Raw genomic sequence first — 24,316 nt, 5'->3', positions numbered from 1 at the left:
GGACGTCCGAGAGCCGCTTCGACAGGCGGTGCGCCAGGAAGACGGGCAGCGGCATCAGGGTCGGCGTCTCGTCGGACGCGTAGCCGAACATCAGGCCCTGGTCGCCCGCGCCCTGCTTGTCCAGCTCGTCCTGCTCGCCCGCGGCACCACCCTCGACACGCGACTCGTAGGCCGTGTCGACGCCCTGCGCGATGTCCGGGGACTGCGCGCCGATGGACACCGACACGCCGCAGGAGGCGCCGTCGAAGCCCTTCTTCGAGGAGTCGTAGCCGATCTCCAGGATCTTTCCGCGGACCAGGGTCGCGATGTCCGCGTACGCCTTGGTGGTCACCTCGCCGGCCACGTGCACCAGGCCGGTGGTGATGAGCGTCTCCACGGCGACCCGGGAGGACGGGTCCTCGCGCAGAAGCGCGTCGAGAATGGTGTCGCTGATCTGGTCAGCGATCTTGTCGGGGTGACCCTCGGTCACGGACTCCGAGGTGAACAGGCGACGGGACACAACGCTCCCTGTGGTTGCAGCGGCTGCTGGCTGATCATTTGCAGTCGACGCGGGGCTGCGCCCGGTCGACCTTCAACAGTTTATCGGTCGCGCTCGGCCGATGGGCCACTGTCTCGCCTCTCGGGAGCGCTGTGACCTGCGGCACGGGCATTGTGCACAATGCCCGACGACCTTGGCCAGGGTATCGGTCCCCGATGTGAGCGTGGCCTGAATCCGTCTCCGGATTCGCCCGGCCGGCCGCGCGGGGGTCAGTCGAGGCGGTCCACGACGAGGTCCCAGACGATGTCGGCGAGGGCCTCCTTGGGCCCGTGCGGCACGGGGTTCTCGCTGCCGTCGGCGCCCAGTACGACGGCTTCGTTCTCCTCGGAGCCGAAGGTCTTGCGCTCCCCCACCTCGTTGACGACGAGCAGGTCGCAGCCCTTGCGGGTGAGCTTGGCGCGGCCGTTGGCGAGGACGTCGTCGGTCTCGGCGGCGAAGCCCACGATCACCTGTCCGGCCCTGGCCCGTTCGGCGGAGACCTCGGCGAGGATGTCCGGGTTGCGGACCAGGACGATGGGATCGGGCTCCTTGCCGTCCTTTTTCTTGATCTTGCCGGTGGCGTAGGCACTGGGCCGGAAGTCGGCGACGGCCGCGGCCATGACCACGGCGTCGGCGTCCGCCGCGGCCTTCAGCACGGCCTCGCGCAGTTGGACGGCGGTGCCGACCGGTACGACGTCCACGCCCGCGGGGTCGGGCAGCTGGGTGTTGGCCGCGATCAGCGTCACCCGGGCGCCGCGGGCGGCGGCGGTGCGGGCGAGGGCGTAGCCCTGCTTGCCGGAGGAGCGGTTGCCGAGGAAGCGCACCGGGTCCAGGGGCTCGCGGGTGCCGCCCGCGGAGACCACCACATGGCGGCCGCGCAGGTCGGGCTCCTGGACGCCGCGGGCGAGGACGCGACGGCAGACCTCGAAGATCTCGCCCGGGTCGGGCAGCCGGCCCTTGCCGGTGTCGACGCCGGTGAGACGGCCGACGGCGGGCTCGATGACGACGGCGCCGCGGCGGCGCAGCGTGGCCACGTTCTCCTGGGTGGCGGGGTGCTCCCACATCTCGGTGTGCATGGCCGGGGCGAAGACCACGGGGCAGCGGGCCGTCAGGAGGGTGTTGGTGAGCAGGTCGTCGGCGAGGCCGTGGGCGGCCTTGGCGAGCAGGTCGGCGGTGGCGGGGGCGGCCACGACGAGGTCGGCGTGCTGGCCGATGCGGACGTGCGGGACCTCGTGCACGGAGTCCCAGACCTCGGTGGCGACGGGGTTGCCTGACAGGGCGGAGAAGGTGGCGGCGCCGACGAAGTGCAGCGCGGACGCGGTCGGCACCACGCGCACGTCATGGCCCGACTCGGTGAACCTTCTCAGCAGCTCACAGGCCTTGTAAGCGGCGATGCCACCGCTGACTCCCAGTACCACCCTCGGCTTGTCCACCATGTCTCCTCGGTCCGGAAAACCTGCAACACCCATGACACACCACAGGCCCGGCAGCATGGCTGCCGGGCCTGTGGATAACACCATCTGCGGTCTGAACGTACTACCGGGCGAGCCCTCGAACTACTGGGCGAACCCGCGGAGTACTACTGCGCGGGGCCCTCGATGGCCTCGGAGGTCAGCAGACCGGCGTTGATCTCGCGCAGGGCGATCGAGAGCGGCTTCTCGTGGACGTGGGTGTCGACGAGCGGACCCACGTACTCGAGGAGGCCCTCACCGAGCTGCGAGTAGTACGCGTTGATCTGGCGAGCACGCTTGGCCGCGTAGATCACGAGGCTGTACTTCGAGTCGGTTGCCTCGAGGAGCTCGTCGATCGGCGGGTTGATGATGCCCTCGGGCGCGGTGATGGAAGAGGACACGCTCTACCTTCCGATGGATGGAAAAGAATCAATGACCGTGATCAGCGTCACGATTACACAACGTCCATCAAGGCTAGCAGCTCACGGGCCACGTCCTCGACGGAGGTGTTGACCAGGGTCTCGTCGAACTCCGGCTCGGCCGCCAGTTCGGTCCTGGCCGCCGCCAGCCGGCGCTCGATGACCTCGGGCGACTCGGTGCCCCGGCCGGTCAGCCTGCGCACCAGCTCCTCCCAGGAGGGCGGAGCCAGGAACACCAGCCGTGCGTCGGACATCGACTCACGGACCTGGCGGGCACCCTGGAGGTCGATCTCCAGCAGGACGGGCTCACCCTTCTCCAGCCGCTCCAGGACGGCGGCGCGGGGCGTGCCGTACCGGTTGCCGGCGAATTCGGCCCACTCCAGCAGCTCGCCGTTGGCGATCAGCTTGTCCATCTCGTCGTCGGTGACGAAGAAGTAGTGCACTCCGTGCTGTTCGCCGGGGCGCGGCTTGCGGGTCGTCGCCGACACCGAGAGCCAGACCTCGGGGTGTTCCTTGCGCATATGAGCGACGACCGTGCTCTTGCCGACCCCGGAGGGGCCGGAGAGCACGGTCAGCCGCGGACGTACGTCCGGGGGCTCGGGGGTCGTCCCCCGGAATGTTGCAGCCATGCAGCGATTATTCCAGCAATCCCGGGGTGCCCGGGACTCCCGGTCCGGTGCCGGGCCGGACTCAGGCGCCGGTGCTGCCGAACTCACGCTCCAGGGAGGCGATCTGGTTGGATCCGAGACCCCGCACACGGCGGCTCTCGGAGATGCCCAGACGCTCCATGATCTGCTTGGCGCGGACCTTGCCCACGCCCGGCATGGATTCGAGCAGCGCGGAGACCTTCATCTTGCCGATGACGTCGTTCTCCTGGCCCTGCTTGATCACCTCGTGCAGGGAGGCGCCGGAGTGCTTGAGTCGATTCTTGACCTCGGCCCGCTCCCGGCGAGCCGCGGCGGCCTTTTCGAGCGCGGCTGCGCGCTGTTCAGGGGTAAGGGGCGGAAGAGCCACGCCTACGTCACCTCGGATGTCGAACTGTCGGATACGGACCGGTGAGGAACCTAGTCGCCCCACACCTGGGGAGCCACGAGCAACACGCTTGCCCGTTCACCCTCGCTCGGAGACTAGCGGCCAAGTCCGCCAGAGTCAGCGAGAACAGCGGAAAAGTCCTGGTCAGCCTCCGCCAGGCCAGACATTTCAGACATACTGCCCTTGATTTGAGGATGTATTCACACTCAAGTCGCCGCCGGTCCGCTCAACCGAGCACCCGAAGGCGGGTCTCAGCCTCCGGCGACGGCCGTCCTGATCTCCTCCGCGAAGCGTTCGGCCGCCGCGCGCAGCGCCCCGACGTCGGGTCCGTGCCGCAGCACACCCCGGCTGACGTTCGGCACGACATTGCTCACGGCCGCCCCGAAGACCCCCGGGAGGTCGGCCGGGGTCGCGCCCTGGGCGCCGATGCCGGGCGCGAGGAGCGGGCCGTTGATGTCCAGGTCGTAGGCGGACAGGTCGCCGAGCGTGGCGCCGACGACCGCGCCGAAGGAGCCCAGCGGCTCCGCTCCCGCGTTCTGGGCCGCCAGATGGGCCAGCATGGTCGCGCCCACGCCCCGCCCGTCGGCGCGCACCGCGTGCTGCACCTCGCCGCCCTCCGGGTTGGAGGTCAGGGCCAGCACGAACAGCCCCGCGCCGTTCTCCTCGGCCAGCTTCACGGCCGGGCTCAGCGAGCCGTAGCCGAGGTACGGCGAGACGGTCAGCGCGTCGGAGAACAGCGGGGCGTCCCGGTGCAGGAACGCCTCGGCGTAGGCGGCCATGGTCGAGCCGATGTCGCCGCGCTTGGCGTCCATCACGACCAGGGCGCCGGCCGCGCGCGCCTCCTGGACCGACTTCTCCAGGACGGCGACGCCGCGCGAGCCGAACCGCTCGAAGAACGCGCTCTGCGGCTTGAGCACGGCCACCCGGTCGGCCAGGGCCTCGACGACGCTGCGGCTGAACCGCTCCAGGCCCGCCACGTCGTCGGCGAGGCCCCACTCGGCGAGCAGGGAGGCGTGCGGGTCGATGCCGACGCACAGCGGGCCGCGCTCGTCCATGGCGCGGCGCAGCCGGGCGCCGAAGGGCTCCAGCGAAGTCATGCGGGCTTCCTCACGTCGGCGCCGACCGCGTCGGCGAGGGTGGCGTACGGGCTGGTGCGCAGCCGGGCGGCGAGGCCCTTGTGGATCGCGCGGCACCAGAAGGGGCCCTCGTAGATGAAGGCGCTGTAGCCCTGGACCAGCGTGGCACCGGCCAGGATGCGCTGCCAGGCGTCCTCGGCGGTCTCGACGCCCCCGACGCCCACCAGGGTGATCCGGTCGCCCACACGGGCGTACAGGCGGCGCAGGACCTCCAGGGAGCGCGCCTTGAGGGGCGCGCCGGACAGGCCGCCGGTCTCCCCGGTCAGCGCGGCGGGGGACTTCAGGCCCAGGCCCTCGCGGGCGATGGTGGTGTTGGTGGCGATGATGCCGTCCAGGCCCAGTTCCACGGCCAGGTCGGCGACGGCGTCGACGTCCTCGTCGGCGAGGTCCGGGGCGATCTTCACCAGGAGCGGCACGCGGCGGTTGGCGACCACCCGGTCGGCGGCCTCGCGCACGGCGGTCAGCAGCGGGCGCAGGTGGTCGACGGCCTGGAGGTCGCGCAGGCCGGGCGTGTTCGGCGAGGAGACGTTGACGACCAGGTAGTCGGCGTACGCCGCGAGGCGCTCGGCGGACTTCACGTAGTCGGCGACGGCCTCCGCCTCCGGGACGACCTTGGTCTTGCCGATGTTGACGCCGACGACCGTCCTGAAGACGGGCTCACGGGTGGCCAGGCGGGCCGCCACGGCCAGCGAGCCGTCGTTGTTGAAGCCCATGCGGTTGATCAGCGCGCGGTCCGCGACGAGGCGGAACAGACGCTTCCTGGGGTTGCCGGGCTGCGGCTCGCCGGTGACCGTGCCGATCTCGACATGGTCGAAGCCCAGCATCGACATCCCGTCGACCGCCACGGCGTTCTTGTCGAAACCGGCCGCGAGCCCGAACGGGCCGTGCATCCGCAGCCCGAACGCCTCGGTGCGCAGCTCCTTGTGGCGGGGCGCGAGGGCGGCCGCGACGAAGGTGCGCAGCACCGGGACGCGCACGGCGAGCCGGATCCAGCGGAAGGCGAGGTGGTGGGCCTTCTCGGGGTCCATCCGTTTGAAGAACAGACGGAAGAAGAGGTGATACATCAAGTGTCCTCACACCAAGGGGGGACACCGTTTCCGGAGTCCCCCCTCATGGGCGGCTAGGGGCCAGCGGAGCGCTAGTCGCGGGCGGCGGTCAGGTGCCGTGCGTGTTCCTGGAGCGAGCGGACGCCCACGTCGCCGTGGTTGAGGGCATCGATGCCCTGGACGGCCGCGGCGAGCGCCTGGACGGTCGTCAGGCACGGCACGGAGCGGGCGACGGCGGCCGTACGGATGTCGTAGCCGTCGAGGCGGCCGCCGGTGCCGTACGGCGTGTTGACGATGAGGTCGACCTCGCCGTCGTGGATGAGCTGGACGATGGTCTTCTCGCCGTTCGGGCCGGTGCCCTCGGACTGCTTGCGCACCACGGTGGCGTTGATGCCGTTGCGCTTGAGGACCTCGGCGGTGCCGGAGGTGGCCAGCAGCTCGAAGCCGTGGGCGACCAGCTCGCGGGCCGGGAAGATCATCGAGCGCTTGTCGCGGTTGGCGACCGAGATGAACGCGCGGCCCTTGGTGGGCAGCGGACCGTAGGCGCCCGCCTGCGACTTGGCGTAGGCCGTGCCGAAGACGGAGTCGATGCCCATGACCTCGCCGGTGGAGCGCATCTCCGGGCCGAGGACGGTGTCCACACCGCGGCCCTGGATGTCGCGGAAGCGCGACCAGGGCATCACGGCCTCCTTGACGGAGATCGGCGCGTCCAGCGGCAGCTCGCCGCCGTCGCCGTGCCTGGGCAGCAGGCCCTCGGCGCGCAGCTCGGCGACGGTCGCGCCCAGCGAGATCCGGGCGGCGGCCTTGGCGAGCGGCACCGCGGTCGCCTTCGAGGTGAAGGGGACCGTACGGGAGGCGCGCGGGTTGGCCTCCAGGACGTAGAGGATGTCGCCGGCCATCGCGAACTGGATGTTGATCAGACCGCGCACGCCGACGCCCTTGGCGATGGCCTCGGTGGAGGCGCGCAGCCGCTTGATGTCGAAGCCGCCGAGGGTGATCGGGGGCAGGGCGCACGCCGAGTCGCCGGAGTGGATGCCGGCCTCCTCGATGTGCTCCATGACGCCGCCGAGGTACAGCTCCTCGCCGTCGTAGAGCGCGTCGACGTCGATCTCGATGGCGTCGTCCAGGAAGCGGTCGACGAGGACCGGCCGGGAGGGGCTGATCTCGGTGGACTCGGCGATGTAGGCGGCGAGGCGGGTCTCGTCGTAGACGATCTCCATGCCGCGCCCGCCGAGCACGTACGAGGGCCGGACCAGGACCGGGTAGCCGATCTCGTCGGCGATGGCCTTGGCGCCCGCGAAGGTGGTGGCGGTGCCGTGCTTGGGGGCGGGCAGGCCGGCCTCGGCGAGGACGCGGCCGAAGGCGCCGCGGTCCTCGGCGGCGTGGATGGCCTCCGGGGAGGTGCCCACGACCGGCACGCCGTTGTCCTTGAGGGCCTGCGAGAGGCCGAGCGGGGTCTGGCCGCCGAGCTGGACGATCACACCGGCGACCGGGCCCGCCTGCTGCTCGGCGTGCACGATCTCCAGGACGTCCTCCAGGGTGAGCGGCTCGAAGTACAGCCGGTCGGAGGTGTCGTAGTCGGTGGAGACGGTCTCCGGGTTGCAGTTGACCATCACGGTCTCGTACCCGGCGTCGGACAGCGCGAAGGAGGCGTGGACGCAGGAGTAGTCGAACTCGATGCCCTGGCCGATGCGGTTGGGGCCGGAGCCGAGGATGATGACGGCCGGCTTCTCGCGCGGGGCGACCTCCGACTCCTCGTCGTAGGCGGAGTAGAAGTACGGCGTCCGGGCGGCGAACTCGGCGGCGCAGGTGTCGACCGTCTTGTAGACCGGGCGGATGCCGAGCGCGTGCCGGACCTCGCGCACGACGTCCTCCTGCAGGCCGCGGATCTCGGCGATCTGCTGGTCGGAGAAGCCGTGCCGCTTGGCCTCGCCGAGCAGGTCGCCGGTGAGTTCGGCGGCCTCGGCCAGCTCGTCCGCGATCTCCTTGATGAGGAAGAGCTGGTCCACGAACCAGGGGTCGATCTTCGTGTACTCGAAGACCTCCTCGGGGGTGGCGCCGGCGCGGATGGCCTGCATGACGGTGTTGATCCGGCCGTCGGTGGGCCGCACCGCCTCGCGCAGCAGCGCCTCCTTGTCGCCGGGCTCGCCGGTGAAGGTGAACTGGCTGCCCTTCTTCTCCAGCGAGCGCAGCGCCTTCTGGAAGGCCTCGGGGAAGTTGCGGCCGATGGCCATGGCCTCGCCGACCGACTTCATGGTGGTGGTCAGCGTGGAGTCGGCCTGCGGGAACTTCTCGAAAGCGAACCGGGGCGCCTTGACGACGACATAGTCGAGCGTGGGCTCGAAGGAGGCCGGGGTCTCCTGGGTGATGTCGTTCGGGATCTCGTCCAGGGTGTAGCCGACGGCCAGCTTGGCGGCGATCTTCGCGATCGGGAAGCCGGTCGCCTTGGAGGCGAGGGCCGAGGAACGCGACACGCGCGGGTTCATCTCGATGACGATCACCCGGCCGTCCACGGGGTCGACCGCGAACTGGATGTTGCAGCCGCCGGTGTCGACGCCGACCTCGCGGATCACGGCGATGCCGACGTCGCGCAGGATCTGGTACTCGCGGTCGGTGAGCGTCATGGCGGGCGCGACGGTGATGGAGTCACCGGTGTGCACGCCCATGGGGTCGAAGTTCTCGATGGAGCAGACGACCACGACATTGTCGTTCTTGTCGCGCATCAGCTCCAGCTCGTACTCCTTCCAGCCGAGGATGGACTCCTCCAGGAGCACCTCGGTGGTCGGCGAGAGGGTGAGGCCCTGGCCGGCGATGCGGCGCAGCTCCTCCTCGTCGTGCGCGAAGCCGGAGCCGGCGCCGCCCATGGTGAAGGAGGGGCGCACGACGACCGGGTAGCCGCCGAGCGTCTCGACGCCCTTGAGGACGTCGTCCATGGTGTGGCAGATCACCGAGCGGGCGGACTCGCCGTGCCCGATCTTGCGGCGGACCTCCGCCACGACGTCCTTGAAGAGGTCGCGGTCCTCGCCCTTGTGGATGGCCTCGGGCTTGGCGCCGATCAGCTCGACGCCGTACTTGGCCAGAACGCCGTTCTCATGCAGCGAGATGGCGGTGTTCAGGGCCGTCTGGCCGCCCAGGGTGGGCAGCAGGGTGTCGGGGCGCTCCTTGGCGATGATCTTCTCGACGAACTCGGGGGTGATCGGCTCGACGTACGTGGCGTCGGCGATCTCCGGGTCGGTCATGATCGTCGCCGGGTTGGAGTTGACGAGGATGACGCGCAGGCCCTCGGCCTTGAGCACGCGGCATGCCTGGGTGCCGGAGTAGTCGAACTCGGCGGCCTGGCCGATGACGATCGGGCCGGAGCCGATGACCAGGACGGACTGGATATCGGTGCGCTTAGGCACGCTGGCCCTCCATCAGGGAAACGAAGCGGTCGAACAGGTAGGCGGCGTCGTGCGGGCCGGCGGCCGCTTCGGGGTGGTACTGGACGGAGAAGGCGGGCTGGTCGAGCAGCTGGAGCCCCTCCACGACGTCGTCGTTCAGACAGACGTGCGAGACCTCGGCGCGGCCGAACTTCGTGTCGCTGACCTGGTCGAGCGGCGCGTCGACGGCGAAGCCGTGGTTGTGCGCGGTGACCTCGACCTTGCCGGTCGTACGGTCCTGGACCGGCTGGTTGATGCCCCGGTGGCCGTACTTCAGCTTGTAGGTGCCGAAGCCGAGGGCGCGGCCGAGGATCTGGTTGCCGAAGCAGATGCCGAACAGCGGCGTCCGGCGCTCCAGGACGGCGGTCATCAGGGCGACCGGGCCGTCCGCGGTGGCGGGGTCGCCGGGGCCGTTGGAGAAGAACACGCCGTCGGGGCTGACGGCGTAGATCTCCTCGGCGGTGGCGGTGGCGGGCAGCACGTGCACCTCGATGCCGCGCTCGGCCATGCGGTGCGGGGTCATGCCCTTGATGCCGAGGTCGATCGCGGCGACGGTGAACTTCTTCTCGCCGACCGCGGGGACGACGTACGCCTCCTTGGTGGCGACCTCCTCGTAGAGGCTCGCGCCCTTCATGTGGGGCTGGGCCTGCACCCGGGCCAGCAGCTCCGCTTCGGCCGCGACGGCCTCGCCGGAGAAGATGCCGGCCCGCATGGAGCCGCGCTCGCGCAGATGGCGGGTGAGGGCGCGGGTGTCGATGCCGGAGATGCCGACGACGCCCTGCCGCTCCAGCTCGTCGTCCAGGGAGCGCTTGGCCCGCCAGTTGGACGGCACGCGCGCGGGGTCGCGGACCACATAGCCGGAGACCCAGATGCGGCCCGACTCGTCGTCCTCGTCGTTCCAGCCGGTGTTGCCGATCTGCGGGGCGGTGGCGACGACGATCTGACGGTCGTACGACGGGTCGGTCAGGGTCTCCTGGTAGCCGGTCATACCGGTGGAGAACACGGCCTCGCCGAAGGTCTCCCCCACGGCCCCGTAGGCACGGCCGCGGAAGGTGCGGCCGTCCTCCAGGACGAGTACGGCGGGAGTCTTCGCGGCTCCCCTGGTGGAGGTCGTCATCGTGCGCCTTCCGTGTCGTTGATCATGTGGTTGAGCGTGTCGGCCCATGCGGGATGCTCGGCCGCGTGGTCGGAGCGGAAACCGGAGTCGATCAGTTTGTCGCCGTGCGCCCAGGTCACCACCAGCAGTCCGCCCTCGGTGAGGACCTTGCCCGCGATGCCCTTGTCGAGCCGGGCCTCGCGCAGGGCGGCGGCCGGGATGAAGAAGTCGTTCGCGCCGGGGCGTTCGACCTCCAGGCCCGCGTCGGTGAGGGTGAGCTCGGCCAGGCTCCGGGTGCCCAGGCCGTGGGCCACGATGCGGTCCAGCCACTGCCCCGCGGCGGTGGAGCCGTGGTAGCGGCCGCTCATGGTCAGTTTCACCGGGCCGGTGTCCTCGGGCGCGGCGGGCAGCTCCGGGATGTCGCTCTGGAGCGTGGCGCGCCATTTCCAGCCCTCGCGCATCAGCCAGTAGACGAGCGCGATGAAGAGCAGGAGTCCGACGAGCCAGCCGATGCGCGCCGGCCAGTCGGTGACCGGGGCCGACTTCTCTGCCTCGGCCAGGAGGATTACAGGTGTCACGTGAGCTTCCCGTCGACGAGCGTGGCCTTGCCCCGCAGCCATGTGTGCGTCACACGGCCCGGCAGCTCGCGCCCCTGGTAGGGGGTGTTGCGGCTGCGCGAGGCGAAGCCCGCGGGGTCCACCTGGCCACGGTATGCCGTGTCGACCAGGGTGAGGTTGGCAGGCTCACCGGCCGAGACGGGACGGCCGTGTCCGGTGGCCTGTCCGATCTGCGCGGGCTTGGCGGACATCCGGTCGGCGACGCCGGCCCAGTCCAGCAGGCCCGTGCCGACCATGGTCTCCTGCACCACCGACAGCGCGGTCTCCAGGCCCACCATGCCCATGGCGGCCGCGGCCCACTCGCAGTCCTTGTCCTCGTGCGGGTGCGGGGCGTGGTCGGTGGCGACGATGTCGATCGTGCCGTCGGCGAGGGCCTCGCGCAGCGCCATGACGTCGCGCTCGGTGCGCAGCGGCGGGTTGACCTTGTAGACGGGGTTGTAGGTGCGCACCAGCTCGTCGGTGAGCAGCAGGTGGTGCGGGGTGACCTCGGCGGTGACCTGGATGCCGCGGGACTTGGCCCAGCGGACGATCTCGACGGAACCGGCGGTCGACAGGTGGCAGATGTGGACGCGGGAGCCGACGTGCTCGGCGAGCAGGACGTCGCGGGCGATGATCGACTCCTCGGCGACGGCGGGCCAGCCGCCGAGGCCCAGCTCGGCGGAGACGACGCCCTCGTTCATCTGGGCGCCCTCGGTCAGCCGCGGCTCCTGGGCGTGCTGGGCGACGATGCCGCCGAACGCCTTCACGTACTCCAGGGCGCGGCGCATGATCACCGCGTCGTCCACGCACTTGCCGTCGTCGGAGAAGACGGTGACCCCGGCGGCGGACTCGTGCATGGCGCCGAGTTCGGCGAGCTTCCTGCCCTCCAGGCCGACGGTGACGGCGCCGATGGGCTGGACGTCGCAGTAGCCGTGCTCCCGGCCGAGCCGCCAGACCTGCTCGACGACGCCTGCGGTGTCGGCGACGGGGAAGGTGTTGGCCATGGCGAACACGGCGGTGTAGCCGCCGCTCGCGGCCGCGCGGGTGCCGGTGAGGACGGTCTCGGAGTCCTCGCGGCCGGGCTCGCGCAGATGGGTGTGCAGGTCGACCAGGCCCGGCAGCAGCACCTTGCCCTCGGCCTCGATCACCTCGGCGCCCTCGGCGGCCAGCCCGGTGCCCACCTCGGCGATGGTCTCGCCGTCGATCAGCACGTCCCGCTGCTCGCCACCGAGCACCTTCGCACCGCGGATCAGGATCTTGCTCATGTTCTTACTTCTCCTCAGCGCGAAGGGGGGCGGCGGCGGGCTCGTTGCCGCCGAGCAGCAGGTACAGGACGGCCATCCGGATGGACACGCCGTTGGCGACCTGCTCCACGGCGGTGCAGCGGTCGGAGTCGGCGACCTCGGCGGTGATCTCCATGCCGCGCACCATCGGGCCGGGGTGCATCACGATGGCGTGCTCGGGCAGCTTGGCCATGCGGTCGCCGTCGAGGCCGTAGCGCCGGGAGTACTCGCGCTCGGTCGGGAAGAAGGCGGCGTTCATCCGCTCCCGCTGCACGCGCAGCATCATCACCGCGTCGCACTTGGGCAGCGTGCTGTCGAGGTCGTACGACACCTCGCAGGGCCAGGACCCGACGCCGACCGGGATCAGGGTGGGCGGGGCGACCAGGGTCACCTCGGCGCCGAGGGTGTGCAGCAGGTCGACGTTGGAGCGGGCGACCCGGCTGTGCAGGACGTCGCCGACGAGGGTGACGCGCTTCCCGGCCAGGTCCTGGCCGAGACCGGCGTCGCGGCCGACCAGGCGGCGGCGCATCGTGAAGGCGTCCAGGAGGGCCTGGGTGGGGTGCTGGTGGGTGCCGTCGCCCGCGTTGATCACGGCGGCGTCGATCCAGCCGGAGGTGGCGAGGCGGTAGGGCGCGCCGGAGGCGCCGTGCCGGATGACGACGGCGTCGACGCCCATCGCCTCCAGGGTCTGGGCGGTGTCCTTCAGGGACTCGCCCTTGGACACGCTCGATCCCTTGGCGGAGAAGTTGATGACATCCGCGGACAGGCGCTTCTCGGCGGCCTCGAAGGAGATCCGGGTGCGCGTGGAGTCCTCGAAGAAGAGGTTCACGACGGTACGGCCGCGCAGGGTCGGCAGTTTCTTGATCGGCCGGTCGGCGACCCGGGCCATCTCCTCGGCGGTGTCGAGGATCAGGACGGCGTCGTCGCGGGAGAGGTCGGCGGCCGAGATGAGATGACGCTGCATCTGTCAGGCTCCGTAAGGCAGTTCGGGAGGATTGGGGCGAATCCGGGCGTGAGCGGGTACGCCGAGGCGACCCTGACGCGCCTGACTCGCTACTGGTCGGCCGGCTTCACACCGAGCAGCACGGTGTCGCGACCGTCCTCCTCGGCGAGCTGGACCTTGACCGTCTCCCGCAGCGACGTGGGGAGGTTCTTACCGACGTAGTCGGCGCGGATCGGCAGTTCCCGGTGGCCGCGGTCGACGAGGACCGCGAGCTGGACCGCGCGCGGGCGCCCGAGGTCGTTCAGGGCGTCGAGGGCGGCGCGGATGGTGCGGCCGGAGAAGAGCACGTCGTCCACGAGGACGACCAGCCTGCCGTCGAGGCCGTCACCGGGGATCTCGGTGCGGGCCAGCGCACGCGGCGGGTGCATGCGCAGGTCGTCGCGGTACATGGTGATGTCGAGGGAGCCGACCGGGATGGCGCGGTCGGTGATCTGCTCGAGCTTGGCGGCCAGCCGCTGGGCGAGGAAGACGCCCCGGGTGGGAATGCCGAGGAGCACCACGTCGTCGGCGCCCTTGGCGCGCTCGACGATCTCGTGGGCGATACGGGTCAGTACCCGCGCGATGTCGGGGCCCTCGAGAACGGGCCGGGCATCGGTTGCCGACAGATGGGCGTTCGTGTCCATAAAAAACGGACCTCCTTCTCCGCCTCACGGGACGGACCTTAAAGGACGTCGGAATTGCGCCATCTACGGTAGCAGGTCGCGAGGACCGCTTCGGTTCACCCCCTTGGCCCAACGCGCCATCACTACCACGGAAGCGTCGGGGTGGCCCATTCGGCTTGACGCAGAAGAATCACGCTGCGTAACCTCACAGTGAGTTACCAAAACGCGCGGCGGGAAGACAGCCGGCCGCGTCGACACAGTGTCCGGGGAGCTATATGTCCAGCGAATACGCCAAACAGCTCGGGGCCAAGCTCCGGGCCATCCGCACCCAGCAGGGCCTTTCCCTCCACGGTGTCGAGGAGAAGTCCCAGGGTCGCTGGAAGGCCGTGGTGGTGGGTTCGTACGAGCGCGGCGACCGTGCCGTGACCGTGCAGCGCCTTGCCGAGCTGGCCGATTTCTATGGCGTCCCGGTGCAGGAGCTGCTGCCGGGCACCACGCCCGGCGGCGCCGCCGAGCCGCCGCCGAAGCTGGTCCTCGACCTGGAGCGGCTGGCCACGGTGCCGGCCGAGAAGGCGGGCCCCCTCCAGCGCTACGCGGCGACGATCCAGTCCCAGCGCGGCGACTACAACGGCAAGGTGCTCTCGATCCGCCAGGACGACCTGCGCACACTCGCCGTCATCTACGACCAGTCCCCCTCGGTCCTCACCGAGCAGCTGATCAGCTGGGGCGTCCTGGACGCGGACGCCCGCCGCGCGGTGGCCACGCACGAAGAGGCGTGACCGCATAGGTCTTTGCGGACAAACAAGCAGAAACGTGGGGGGGGGGGGGGGGGGGGGGGGGGAGGGGGGGGGAAAAGTGGGAGAAAAAAAACAACCCCCCCCCACCACCCCCCGGCGTCTTTTCCATCCGACTCCTCGGGCCGTCCCCCCAAGCCCGCTGGCCGCGGACATGCCTCCGCGCTGGGCCCGGGCCGCCCGCGGCCAGGGCGGCGGCCCGCGGTCAGGGCGTCGTCGCGGGCGGGACGCGGGCGCCCTCGAAGAACGTGGTCAGGTAGCGGTCGGCGGTGCGCAGACGGGACGCCCTGTCGCCGCCGTGGAGATTCACCGCGTGCGCGATGCCGCACATCAGCGGAACGAGATCGCCCGCGGTGAGGTCCGCGCTGACCGCCCCCGCCACGCGCGCCCGGTCGAGCAGTTCCGTGCCGGCCGCCGCGAGGGCCCCCTTCAGCTCGGCCGTCCGCGGCAACGCGTCCGCCGTCGCCGCCGCGACCGGCGCCAGCGCCGCATCCGTGACCTGCGCCTCCACGACCCGCGACAGGAACCCCTCCAGCGCGCGCAGCGGATCCGTGCCGGCCAGCGCCAGCGCCCCGCGGCCGTGCTCCGCGAGACCTTCCAGACAGGGCGCGGCCACGGTCTCCAGCAGCGCCTCGGGCGTGGCGAAGTGCCGGTAGACGGTCCCGACCCCGAGCCCCGCCCGCCGCGCGACATCGTTGAGCTGGAGCGCGGTGCCCTCGTCCACCAGTTCGCGCGCTATCGCGACGATCCGGTCCCAGTTGCGGGCGGCGTCCTTGCGCAGCTGCGTGCTCGTCATAGGGGCAGTCCAGATCGCTCGTCTCGCGGCATCGGTTCGGCGTTCGATCGTACGTGGAGCGTTCGGGCCGGCGCGGGGGGGGGGGGGGGGAAAACCCCCCCCCCCCCCCCCCCCCCCGGCGGCGTTTTCATCCGACTGCTCGGGCCGGCCTCTCAAGGCCGGTGGCCGCGGACATGCCTGAGGGGCGCGAGGCACCGCGCGACGCGCCACGGCATAACCGCAGCCGCCGTCCCGCAGTCGCCCGGCGCCCCTCCAGGTGGTCAGGTGGTCCTCTACCGGCTAATCCCGGCGGAGCGAGGGCTTCAGCTCCTTGAAGCGCCCCAGGAGACCGTTGACGAACGAGGGCGACTCATCGGTCGAGAACTCCTTCGCCAGCTGCACCATCTCGTCCAGCACGACGGCGTCCGGGGTCTCGTCCACCCAGATCAGCTCGTACGCGCCCAGCCGCAGGATGTTGCGGTCCACGACCGGCATCCGGTCGAGCGTCCACCCGACCGCGTACTGGGCGATCAGCTCGTCGATGCGCCGGGCGTGCTCGGCGTAGCCCTCGACCAGCTGCATCGTGTACTCGCTGACCGGCGGCTGCCGGGTGTCGGACCGGGACAGCCGGACCCAGTCGGCAAGGACCGTCAGGACGTCGGCGCCGCGCTGGTCACCCTCGAAGAGGATCTGGAAGGCGCGCTTGCGGGCCGTGTTGCGGGCAGCCACGGTTAGCTGTTCACCCGGCCGAGGTAGTCGCTCGTACGGGTGTCGACCTTGATCTTCTCACCGGTGGTGATGAAGAGCGGGACCTGGATCTGGTGACCGGTCTCCAGGGTGGCGGGCTTGGTGCCACCGGTGGAGCGGTCGCCCTGGACGCCCGGCTCGGTCTCCTGGATGACCAGCTCGACGGCGGCGGGCAGCTCCACGAAGAGCACCTCGCCCTCGTGCTGGGCCACGGTGGCGGTGAAGCCCTCGATCAGGAAGTTGGCGGCGTCGCCGACGGCCTTGCGGTCGACCATCAGCTGGTCGTAGGTCTGCATGTCCATGAAGACGAAGTAGTCGCCGTCCATGTACGAGAACTGCATGTCGCGCTTGTCGACAGTGGCGGTCTCGACCTTGACACCGGCGTTGAAGGTCTTGTCGACGACCTTGCCGGAGAGCACGTTCTTGAGCTTGGTGCGCACGAAGGCCGGGCCCTTGCCGGGCTTGACGTGCTGGAACTCGACGACGGACCAGAGCTGGCCGCCTTCGAGCTTGAGCACCAGGCCGTTCTTGAGGTCGTTCGTGGAAGCCACGGTTGCGGAATCTCCTGGACTGACGTACGACCCCGGGTCACGCGCTACAGCGCGAGCAGCTCCTTGGTCGTGATGGTGAGTAGCTCGGGTCCGCCGTCCGCCTCGGGGCGCACGACGAGCGTGTCATCGATCCGGACACCGCCCCGGCCCGGGAGGTGGACCCCCGGTTCGACGGTGACCGGCACGCAAGCGTCCAGTTTACCCATGGCCGCGGGGGACAACTGCGGGTCCTCGTCGATTTCGAGTCCGACCCCGTGCCCGGTGAGCGGCGGCAGGGCCTCCGCGTAGCCCGCGGAGTCCAGCACATGGCGTGCCGCGCGGTCCACGTCACGGTAGGCGGCGCCGGGGGCGAGGGCCTCGCGACCGGCGCGCTGGGCGGAGAAGACCAGGTCGTACAGCTGGATCTGCCAGTCCGCCGGAGAGGTGCCGATGACGAACGTACGGCCGATCTCGCAGCGGTAGCCGCGATAGGTCGCGCCGAGGCACACGGAGAGGAAATCGCCCTCCTCCACCCGCCGGTCGGTGGGCCGGTGGCCGCGCCGGCCGGAGTTCGGGCCGGTGGCGACGGAAGTGGGGAAGGCCGGGCCGTCGGCGCCGTGGTCGACCAGGCGGCGCTCCAGCTCCAGGGCGAGGTGCCGTTCGGTGCGGCCGACGAGGATGGACTCCAGCAGCTCGCCGAGGGCCTGGTCGGCGATCTCGGCGCCGATGCGCAGGCAGGAGATCTCCTCCTCGTCCTTGACGACCCTGAGCTGCTCCACGGCGCAGCCGACGTCGGCGAGGCGCAGGGCCGGGGCGATCGCGGCGATGGCCCGGTGCCGGGCGACCGTCAGATGGTGCTCCTCCACGGCGAGGGAGTCCGCGCCCTGGCCCCGGGCGAGGTCGGCCGCGGCCACGGCGGTGTCGCCGCCCCGCGCGGGCAGGACCTGTACCCGCAGGGCCTCGTCCGGGCGCCCCTCGAAGGGGCGGTCGTCGGGCGGGACCGCGCACACCAGGAGGTCCTCGCTGCTGCCGAGGAGCAGGACGGCGCCGTGCGGGGCGGCGGCCGCGAGGTAGCGCACGTTGGCGGGACGGGTGACGAGCGCTGCCGCGGTGCCGGCCGCGTTGAAGTGGTCCCGCAGGCGGGATCGGCGGTTCGCGTACACCTCTGACATGAGATGAGCGTAGGAGTTTTATGCCGTTTGTGCCGATTCAGGGGGGCCGAGTGGGGCTCGTGAGGGGTGGGGCTTGTGAGGGGTGGTTCCGCCGCGCCCCTCGGGCCGGACCGGGTTCCCCTGGTCTACCAGTTCGGGGGGCTGGCTATCGCTCTCGCCAGGACCTCGTCCAGGACCCTCGCCGTGCCCGGGACGTCCAGTTGGGAGTTGTCGATGATCGGGAGGCCCGAGCCGTACCAGCCGGCCATGCGGCCGTGGATGCGGGCGACCTCCTCGTCGGTGAGGCGGCGGTTGCCGGAGCGTTCGGCGTTGCGTTCCAGGACGATGTCCAGGCCGGGCAGCAGGACGACCGGGAGCAGGCCGGGTCCGACATGGCGCTTCCAGCCGCCGAGGCCGACGACCGGGCGGTCCGGGAAGACCGCGTCGTCCAGGATGCAGGAGATGCCGTTGGCCAGGAAGTTGCGCGCGGCGAAGCCGCAGGTGCGGCGGGCCAGGCGGTACTGGGCCTCGGAGTGGTCGTTCCACCCGGACTGCGGATCGGCGAAGCCGGAGCGCACCCACTCGCGGACGTCGTCCAGGCTGATGTGGGCCGTCGGCACCCGCCGGTGGTCCGCCCAGTACTTCGCCACGCTGGTCTTGCCGGCGCCGGCGGGTCCGATCAGCAGGACGGCCAGCGTGGTGGTCGTCGGATCGGGCACCGCGGTCGCGGTCGGCGCCGGGGTCGGCACACCGAAGGGGGCGCCCGGCGGCAGGTGCACATGGCCGGTGCCGTCGGGCGGCGGCGCGGCCCGGTGCTGCCCGGCGGGTGCCCCTTGCGGCACGGCGGTGACGGTGGCGGGAAGGCCGGGGGCGGGGCGGCGGGGCCCTGCGCGGGGGGTTCACCCGGGGGCCCCGCGGCCGACGGCCAGCCGGTGTGCGGCCGGTGCCCCGGCTGATGGGGCGGCGGCAGCGGAGATCCCACTGCGTGCTGCATCCGTTGCCACTCCGTCTCGTACAGGCAGTTGGGGGTGCAGGCGGCGGGGGTGGGCCCCGCTCCTCTGCGAACGGTACCGCCCCCGGCCGTCGTTCGGTGAAACGGCCGGGGACGATCCGAAGTGCCCGATGCGCCGAGAAAGATGGCGCAACCTGCGAGAACGCGGAGCTACTCGCCGACTTCCCCGTAGGCGGCCAGCAGGACGGCCGGGTCCGGGCCCTCCAGGACGGTCGGCTTGGCCAGCCCGTCGAGGACGATGAAGCGCAGCAGGTCGCCGCGGGACTTCTTGTCGACCTTCATGTTCTCGACCAACTTGGGCCACTGGTCGTAGCGGTAGTGCAGCGGCAGGCCGACGGCTTCGAGGATCGCGCGGTGCCGGTCGGCGGTCGCGTCGTCCAACCGGCCCGCGAGACGGCCGAGTTCGGCGGCGAAGTGCATGCCGACCGCGACCGCGGCGCCGTGCCGCCACTTGTAGCGCTCGTTCTTCTCGATGGCGTGGCCGAGCGTATGGCCGTAGTTGAGGATCTCCCGGCGGCCGGACTCCTTCAGGTCCGAGGAGACCACCTCGGCCTTCACCCGGATCGAGCGTTCGATCAGCTCGGCGGTGTGCGGGCCCTGCGGGCTCCGCGCGGCCTCGGTGTCGGCCTCGATCAGGTCGAGGATCACCGGGTCGGCGATGAAACCGGCCTTGATGATCTCGGCGAGCCCGGACACGTAGTCGTTGACCGGCAGCGAGTCCAGCGCGGCCAGGTCGCACAGCACCCCGGCCGGCGGGTGGAAGGCACCGACCAGGTTCTTGCCCTCGGCGGTGTTGATGCCCGTCTTGCCGCCGACCGCCGCGTCCACCATGGCGAGCACGGTGGTCGGTACGGCGATCCAGCGCACCCCGCGCAGCCAGGTCGCGGCCACGAACCCGGCCAGGTCGGTGGTCGCGCCGCCGCCCACGCCGACGATGACGTCGGTGCGGGTGAAGTTGGACTGGCCGAGCGCCTTCCAGCAGTAGGCGGCGACCTCGGCGGTCTTGGCCTCCTCGGCGTTGGGCACCTGGATGGCGATCGCCTCGTAGCCCTGATCGGCCAGGTCGGCGCGGAGCGCGTCCCCGGTCCCGTCCAGCGCCTCCGGGTGGATCACCGCGACCCGCTTGGCCCTGGGGCCGATCAACCCGGCCAGCTCGCCCAGGAGTTGGCGGCCGACCAGCACCTCGTACGGGTCGGTGCCCGCGCTGCCCGCGACCTGGATCCGGGTGACTGCCTCGCTCATGCCTTCTTCAACTCCAGTGCGTCCAGCGCTGCTCGGGTGACCTCTTCGGGGGTGCGCCCATCGGTGGTGACGACGGCGGTGGCGACCTCCTCGTACAAGTGGCGCCGGGCCTCCATCAGCTCGCGCCACTGCTTGCGCGGGTTGACCGCGAGCAGCGGGCGGGCCACGTTCAGACCGGTGCGGCGGACCGCCTCCTCCACGTCCATGGAGAGGTAGACCACCGGCTGCGGGGCGAGCAGCGCCCGGGTGTCCGCGTCGAGGACCGCGCCGCCGCCGAGCGCGAGCACGCCCCGGTGTTCGGCGAGCGCGGTGGCCACGGCCGCCTTCTCCAGCGCCCGGAAGTGCTCCTCACCCTCGTCCACGAAGATCTCGGAGATCTCCCGGCCCTCGGCGGCCACGATGTCGTCGTCGGTGTCCCGGTAGCCGACGCCCAGCCGCTCGGCCAGCAGCCGGCCCACGGTGGACTTGCCGACGCCCATCGGGCCGACGAGGACGAGACGCGGCCCGCTCATCGGATCCGCAGGTGATCGAGGTACGAGCGGACGTTTCGGCGGGTCTCGCCCACCGAGTCGCCGCCGAACTTCTCCGCGACCGCGTCCGCGAGGACCAGCGCGACCATGGCCTCGGCCACGATGCCCGCGGCGGGCACCGCGGAGACGTCGGAGCGCTGGTGGTGGGCCTGCGCGGCCTCGCCGGTGGTCACGTCCACGGTGCGCAGCGCGCGCGGCACGGTCGCGATCGGCTTCATCGCCGCCCGCACCCGCAGCAGCTCACCCGTGGACAGACCGCCCTCGGTGCCGCCCGCGCGGCCGGAGACCCGCCGGATGCCCTCCGGGGTGCTCACGATCTCGTCGTGCGCCTGGGAGCCCGGCACCCGGGCCAGCTCGAAGCCGTCGCCGATCTCCACGCCCTTGATCGCCTGGATGCCCATCAGGGCACCGGCCAGGTGCGCGTCCAGCTTGCGGTCCCAGTGCACATGCGAGCCCAGACCGACCGGCACGCCGTACGCCAGCACCTCGACCACGCCGCCGAGGGTGTCGCCGTCCTTGTGGGCCTGGTCGACCTCCTCGACCATCGCCCGCGACGCGTCCGCGTCCAGGCAGCGCAGCGGGTCCGCGTCCAGCTTCTCCACATCGGCCGGCGTCGGGTACACCCCGGCGGGGGCCTTGACCGAGCACAGCTCGACCACATGGGAGACGATCTCGATCCCGGCCGTCTCCTTCAGGTACGACCGGGCCACCGCGCCCAGCGCCACCCGGGCGGCGGTCTCCCGGGCGGAGGCGCGCTCCAGGATCGGGCGGGCCTCCTCGAAGTCGTACTTCTGCATGCCCGCGAGGTCCGCGTGACCGGGCCGCGGCCGGGTCAGCGGCGCGTTGCGGGCGAGCCCGTCGAGGATCTCGGCGTCGACCGGGTCGGCCGACATGACCTGCTCCCACTTCGGCCACTCGGTGTTGCCCACCATGATCGCGACCGGGGAGCCGAGGGTCAGTCCGTGCCGGACACCACCCAGAAAGGTGACCTCGTCGCGCTCGAACTTCATCCGCGCACCGCGGCCATAGCCGAGCCGCCGCCGCGCGAGGTGGTCCGCCACCATCTCCGTGGTGATCGGTACGCCGGCGGGAAGGCCCTCCAGCGTCGCCACAAGTGCGGGACCGTGGGACTCCCCCGCGGTCAGCCAACGCAGCCTGCTCAACGGTGCTCCTCAGTGATCGCGCCCGGTACTGCCCGGCCCACGCGTCTTTCCGCGGGCGCCGACGGTGTGACCGGATGCGCGACCCCGGTCCGCCATGTCCGATCCTCCCACGTCCGCGGCGGGTGTCCGGTGCCCGGTCCAGCAAGCGGACGGGGTACGGGCCGTCCCTGGCCGGGACGCGGGCCGGACGCGGCCGTTCAGCGGGCGGCGAGTGCCGCTTCCCCGGCCCGGCGCATGGCCTCCAGCGGCGCCGGGGCGCGTCCGGTCATCTGCTCGACCTGGAGGACGGCCTGGTGGACCAGCAGGTCGAGGCCGCCGACCACCGCGCCGCCGTACATGGACCAGCGGGCGGCCAGCTCGGTGGGCCAGGGCTCGTAGAGCACGTCGAAGAGGGTGGCGGGGCGCTCGGGCACGGCGGCGGCGAGGGCGTCCGTGGTACCGGCCGGGGTGGTGGCGATCACCAGCGGGGCACGCAGCGCCTCGGCCGCGTCCGACCAGTCGGCCGTACGGACGTCCACATCGAGGCGGCGGCCCCACCGGCGCATCTCGGCGGCGCGGGGCTCGCTGCGCACATAGGCGACGACCTCGCCGGTGCAGACACGGGAGAGGGCGGCGAGCGCCGAGGACGCGGTGGCCCCGGCGCCGAGGATCGCGGCGGACCCGACCTCTTCGATGCCGTGTTCGCGCAGCGCGGCCACCATGCCCGGGACATCGGTGTTGTCGCCGCGCTTGCGGCCGTCCGCGTCGAACACGACCGTGTTGACCGCGTCCACCGAGGCGGCGGTCTCGCTGATCTCGTCCAGCAGCGGGATGACCGCCCGCTTCAGCGGCATGGTCAGCGACAGCCCCGCCCACTCGGGCCCGAGCTTCTCGAAGAAGCCGGGCAGCTCCGCCTCGTCGACCTCGAACCGGTCGTACGACCAGCCGGTGAGGCCGAGTTCGGCGTAGGCGGCCCGGTGCAGCACCGGGGAGAACGAGTGGGCGATGGGCTTTCCGAGCACGGCGGCCCGGCGGGCGTCAGTTGCCCGAGCTGGCATTGAACTTGTCCTTGAGTTGCTGGAATTCTTCGTATGTCTTGGCGAATTCGGTATTGGTCGTACCGTCGGTCGCCACGAAATAGATCCAGCCGTCGTGGGTCGGATTCAGCGCCGCCTTGATCGCGTCCTCGCCGGGGTTTCCGATCGGACCGGGCGGCAAGCCCTTGTGGGTGTACGTGTTGTACGGGCTCTGGTTGCTGTTGATCTCCTTCTCGGAGATATGGATGTTGCTGGTGCCCTTGGCGTAGTTGTACGTCGAGTCGAACTGGAGCAGCTGGTTCGTCTCGGTGTTGGTGGGCTTCAGGCGGTTGTAGACCACCTCGGCCATCTTGCGGAAGTCCTCGTGCGTCTTGCCCTCGGCCTGGACCAGGCTCGCGACCGTGACCAGCTCGAACGCGTCATGCAGACCAAGGGACTTGGCCTTCGCGTCCAGCCCGTAGGCGGCGTACCGCTCCTTGGCCTGGGCCACCATCTGCCTGAGGATCGCGTCCGGCTTCATACCCTTGGCCGCCGGGTAGGTGCCCGGGAAGAGGAAGCCCTCCAGCGGGTCCTTCATCTCGGAGCTCTTCTGCGCCCAGGCCGGGATCCCGAGGCTGCTGTAATCCTTCTTCGCGATCTTCTCGGTGCTGCCGGCGGGCATTTCAAGCTTCTTGTCGATGATCTGGTAGACGGCGGAATTACGCTCGCCCGGCGTCACCATCACATTGTTCTGGCTCTTCGGGTCGAGCATCATGCGCACCGCGCTCGCGGCGGACATCTCCTTTTTCAGGAGATAGGCGCCGGCCTGGATCGAGTCACCGCCCGGTGTCGTGCCCTGGGCGTGCACGAACGCGTCGGCGCTCTTGACGACACCGGCCTCTTTCAGCCGCCGTCCGATGTCCCAGCCGCCCGCGCCCTTGGGGATCTCGACGGTCACCGTCACGCCGGTGCCGTCGCCCGCGTAGTCCGGGGCCGGGGCGAAACGATTTTGGTAGAACTTGTAGCCGTAGTACCCGACTCCGCCGAGGCCGCCGCCGAAGACCAGGACGACGACCATGCAGGCGCAGCCGGTGCGGCGTTTCTTGCTCTTGACGGGTTTTCTGCCTTTGCCGCCGCGCCGCTCCCTGCGGCCGGCCAGTTCGTGCTCCTCGCCGTCCTCGTCGTCGTCCCCGCCGCCCGCGAAGAAGGCGTGTTCCTCCTCCTCGTCGTCGGCGGGGGCCCCCGGATCGGGTTCGGCCTCGGGGCGCCTGCGGCCGGGGGGCTCCGGCGGGGGGTAGGCGTCCTCGGTGCCGTAGAGGTCGGGCTGTTCGGCGCCGTACGCCACGGGCTGCTGCCCGTAGGGGTCGCCGGGGTCGGCCGCGTAGGGCACCTGGCCGTGGGTGCCGGTCGCATCCCAGCCGCCCTGGTGAGGGCCGGGCTGCTGCGGGTGCTGCGGATACTGGCCCTGGTACTGGGGGTCGTACTGGGGATGGCCCTGGTCACCGTAGTACGGGTACTGCTGGCCGTCGTACCCGGGCTGGTGACCCTGGGTCCACTCACCGCCGTACTGCTGCTGCGGCTGCTGCGGGTACTGCTGCTGCGACAGGCCGCCGTAGGCAGCCTGATGCCCGGCGTACGCCTGCTGCCCTTCCCATCCGCCGTCCCCGTACAACGGGTCCTGCGGATGCCACGGTTCGGAGCCTGGGCCCCGGCCATACTCAGTCATCGATCCCCTAGAGCCGCGAGGCCGACGGTCACGCGGCCGGGGGCCGGCTTC

At 71.1% G+C, this 24,316-nt stretch carries 23 protein-coding genes and 1 pseudogene; 1 reads left to right on the top strand and 23 read right to left on the bottom strand.

The genetic code is table 11. The features are described from left to right. The 13 genes from ACLF5H_RS16095 to pyrR all read right to left on the bottom strand — a co-directional run. Positions 1 to 499 (bottom strand): S-adenosylmethionine synthetase N-terminal domain-containing protein (locus ACLF5H_RS16095; RefSeq protein WP_421676752.1); only part of this gene is annotated, 499 nt, incomplete at its 3' end. A gap of 248 nt (positions 500 to 747) precedes the next feature. Beyond that, positions 748 to 1,950 carry a bifunctional phosphopantothenoylcysteine decarboxylase/phosphopantothenate--cysteine ligase CoaBC gene (gene coaBC, locus ACLF5H_RS16090; RefSeq protein ID WP_421676758.1) on the bottom strand — a complete coding sequence of 401 codons (1,203 nt, stop codon included), beginning with the start codon at positions 1,948 to 1,950 and terminating at the stop codon, positions 748 to 750. 146 nt (positions 1,951 to 2,096) lie between these two features. Next, the gene (gene rpoZ / locus ACLF5H_RS16085) at positions 2,097 to 2,369 is read right to left on the bottom strand and encodes a DNA-directed RNA polymerase subunit omega (RefSeq protein ID WP_005319902.1); all 273 of its coding nucleotides are present in this window, start codon (positions 2,367 to 2,369) and stop codon (positions 2,097 to 2,099) included. A 53-nt stretch (positions 2,370 to 2,422) separates the two neighbouring features. Beyond that, positions 2,423 to 3,016, bottom strand: coding sequence for a guanylate kinase (gene gmk, locus ACLF5H_RS16080; protein WP_051849846.1), 594 nt, complete (start codon positions 3,014 to 3,016; stop codon positions 2,423 to 2,425). A 61-nt stretch (positions 3,017 to 3,077) separates the two neighbouring features. Next, a complete protein-coding gene (locus tag ACLF5H_RS16075) occupies positions 3,078 to 3,401 on the bottom strand; it encodes an integration host factor (protein ID WP_037651003.1) in 324 nt (107 codons plus the stop codon). Between the two features lie 269 nt (positions 3,402 to 3,670). Continuing rightward, entirely contained in the window at positions 3,671 to 4,516 is an 846-nt protein-coding gene (gene pyrF, locus ACLF5H_RS16070; protein WP_421676751.1) for an orotidine-5'-phosphate decarboxylase, read from the bottom strand. Then, the gene (locus tag ACLF5H_RS16065; RefSeq protein ID WP_421676750.1) at positions 4,513 to 5,619 is read right to left on the bottom strand and encodes a quinone-dependent dihydroorotate dehydrogenase; all 1,107 of its coding nucleotides are present in this window, start codon (positions 5,617 to 5,619) and stop codon (positions 4,513 to 4,515) included. Before ACLF5H_RS16065 ends, pyrF begins: the two co-directional genes overlap by 4 nt. Before the next feature lie 74 nt (positions 5,620 to 5,693). Continuing rightward, the gene (carB, locus tag ACLF5H_RS16060; RefSeq protein ID WP_421676749.1) at positions 5,694 to 9,002 is read right to left on the bottom strand and encodes a carbamoyl-phosphate synthase large subunit; all 3,309 of its coding nucleotides are present in this window, start codon (positions 9,000 to 9,002) and stop codon (positions 5,694 to 5,696) included. Continuing rightward, the gene (carA, locus tag ACLF5H_RS16055; protein WP_421676748.1) at positions 8,995 to 10,137 is read right to left on the bottom strand and encodes a glutamine-hydrolyzing carbamoyl-phosphate synthase small subunit; all 1,143 of its coding nucleotides are present in this window, start codon (positions 10,135 to 10,137) and stop codon (positions 8,995 to 8,997) included. The genes carB and carA overlap by 8 nt, the downstream gene beginning before the upstream one ends. Next, on the bottom strand, positions 10,134 to 10,694 hold the full coding sequence (locus ACLF5H_RS16050; protein ID WP_421676747.1) for a hypothetical protein: 561 nt from the start codon (positions 10,692 to 10,694) through the stop codon (positions 10,134 to 10,136). The genes carA and ACLF5H_RS16050 overlap by 4 nt, the downstream gene beginning before the upstream one ends. After that, positions 10,691 to 11,977 (bottom strand): dihydroorotase, encoded by a 1,287-nt coding sequence (locus ACLF5H_RS16045; protein WP_421676746.1) that lies wholly within the window; start codon positions 11,975 to 11,977, stop codon positions 10,691 to 10,693. Before ACLF5H_RS16045 ends, ACLF5H_RS16050 begins: the two co-directional genes overlap by 4 nt. A 4-nt stretch (positions 11,978 to 11,981) precedes the next feature. Then, positions 11,982 to 12,959, bottom strand: a complete 978-nt coding sequence (locus tag ACLF5H_RS16040; protein ID WP_421676745.1) for an aspartate carbamoyltransferase catalytic subunit — start codon at positions 12,957 to 12,959, stop codon at positions 11,982 to 11,984. Positions 12,960 to 13,048: 89 nt separating this feature from the next. Next, positions 13,049 to 13,621: a bifunctional pyr operon transcriptional regulator/uracil phosphoribosyltransferase PyrR gene (pyrR, locus tag ACLF5H_RS16035; protein WP_421676744.1), complete on the bottom strand. Its 573-nt coding sequence runs from the start codon at positions 13,619 to 13,621 to the stop codon at positions 13,049 to 13,051. A gap of 254 nt (positions 13,622 to 13,875) precedes the next feature. Here pyrR and bldD point away from each other — a divergent pair, with 254 nt between their 5' ends. After that, positions 13,876 to 14,379 carry a transcriptional regulator BldD gene (bldD, locus tag ACLF5H_RS16030; protein WP_014671524.1) on the top strand — a complete coding sequence of 168 codons (504 nt, stop codon included), beginning with the start codon at positions 13,876 to 13,878 and terminating at the stop codon, positions 14,377 to 14,379. A 220-nt stretch (positions 14,380 to 14,599) separates the two neighbouring features. Here the strand turns inward: bldD and ACLF5H_RS16025 are convergent, their stop codons facing one another. From ACLF5H_RS16025 to mltG, 10 genes and pseudogenes are all read right to left on the bottom strand, one after another. After that, positions 14,600 to 15,190, bottom strand: a complete 591-nt coding sequence (locus ACLF5H_RS16025) for a TetR/AcrR family transcriptional regulator (RefSeq protein ID WP_421676743.1) — start codon at positions 15,188 to 15,190, stop codon at positions 14,600 to 14,602. Positions 15,191 to 15,469: 279 nt separating this feature from the next. Then, positions 15,470 to 15,898, bottom strand: coding sequence for a transcription antitermination factor NusB (nusB, locus tag ACLF5H_RS16020; RefSeq protein ID WP_111586998.1), 429 nt, complete (start codon positions 15,896 to 15,898; stop codon positions 15,470 to 15,472). Positions 15,899 to 15,900: 2 nt separating this feature from the next. Continuing rightward, positions 15,901 to 16,467 carry an elongation factor P gene (gene efp, locus ACLF5H_RS16015; RefSeq protein ID WP_111586997.1) on the bottom strand — a complete coding sequence of 189 codons (567 nt, stop codon included), beginning with the start codon at positions 16,465 to 16,467 and terminating at the stop codon, positions 15,901 to 15,903. Positions 16,468 to 16,511: 44 nt separating this feature from the next. After that, positions 16,512 to 17,618, bottom strand: a complete 1,107-nt coding sequence (locus ACLF5H_RS16010) for an aminopeptidase P family protein (RefSeq protein WP_421676742.1) — start codon at positions 17,616 to 17,618, stop codon at positions 16,512 to 16,514. 125 nt (positions 17,619 to 17,743) lie between these two features. Further along, positions 17,744 to 18,591: pseudogene (locus ACLF5H_RS16005) on the bottom strand (Pro-rich N-terminal domain-containing protein). A gap of 168 nt (positions 18,592 to 18,759) precedes the next feature. Continuing rightward, the gene (aroB, locus tag ACLF5H_RS16000) at positions 18,760 to 19,851 is read right to left on the bottom strand and encodes a 3-dehydroquinate synthase (protein WP_421676741.1); all 1,092 of its coding nucleotides are present in this window, start codon (positions 19,849 to 19,851) and stop codon (positions 18,760 to 18,762) included. Further along, the gene (locus tag ACLF5H_RS15995; RefSeq protein WP_421676740.1) at positions 19,848 to 20,363 is read right to left on the bottom strand and encodes a shikimate kinase; all 516 of its coding nucleotides are present in this window, start codon (positions 20,361 to 20,363) and stop codon (positions 19,848 to 19,850) included. Before ACLF5H_RS15995 ends, aroB begins: the two co-directional genes overlap by 4 nt. After that, a complete protein-coding gene (gene aroC / locus ACLF5H_RS15990; protein WP_421676739.1) occupies positions 20,360 to 21,544 on the bottom strand; it encodes a chorismate synthase in 1,185 nt (394 codons plus the stop codon). The genes ACLF5H_RS15995 and aroC overlap by 4 nt, the downstream gene beginning before the upstream one ends. A 197-nt stretch (positions 21,545 to 21,741) precedes the next feature. After that, on the bottom strand, positions 21,742 to 22,581 hold the full coding sequence (locus ACLF5H_RS15985; protein ID WP_421676738.1) for a shikimate dehydrogenase: 840 nt from the start codon (positions 22,579 to 22,581) through the stop codon (positions 21,742 to 21,744). Further along, positions 22,562 to 24,265: an endolytic transglycosylase MltG gene (mltG, locus tag ACLF5H_RS15980; protein WP_421676737.1), complete on the bottom strand. Its 1,704-nt coding sequence runs from the start codon at positions 24,263 to 24,265 to the stop codon at positions 22,562 to 22,564. The genes ACLF5H_RS15985 and mltG overlap by 20 nt, the downstream gene beginning before the upstream one ends. Positions 24,266 to 24,316: the final 51 nt, after the last annotated feature.

The organism is Streptomyces sp. LaBMicrA B280 (genome assembly GCF_049222185.1).
GTDB classification, from domain to species: domain Bacteria; phylum Actinomycetota; class Actinomycetes; order Streptomycetales; family Streptomycetaceae; genus Streptomyces; species Streptomyces murinus.
The sequence above is the reverse complement of the archived record's forward strand: the minus strand, read 5'-3'. Positions and strand labels throughout refer to the sequence as shown.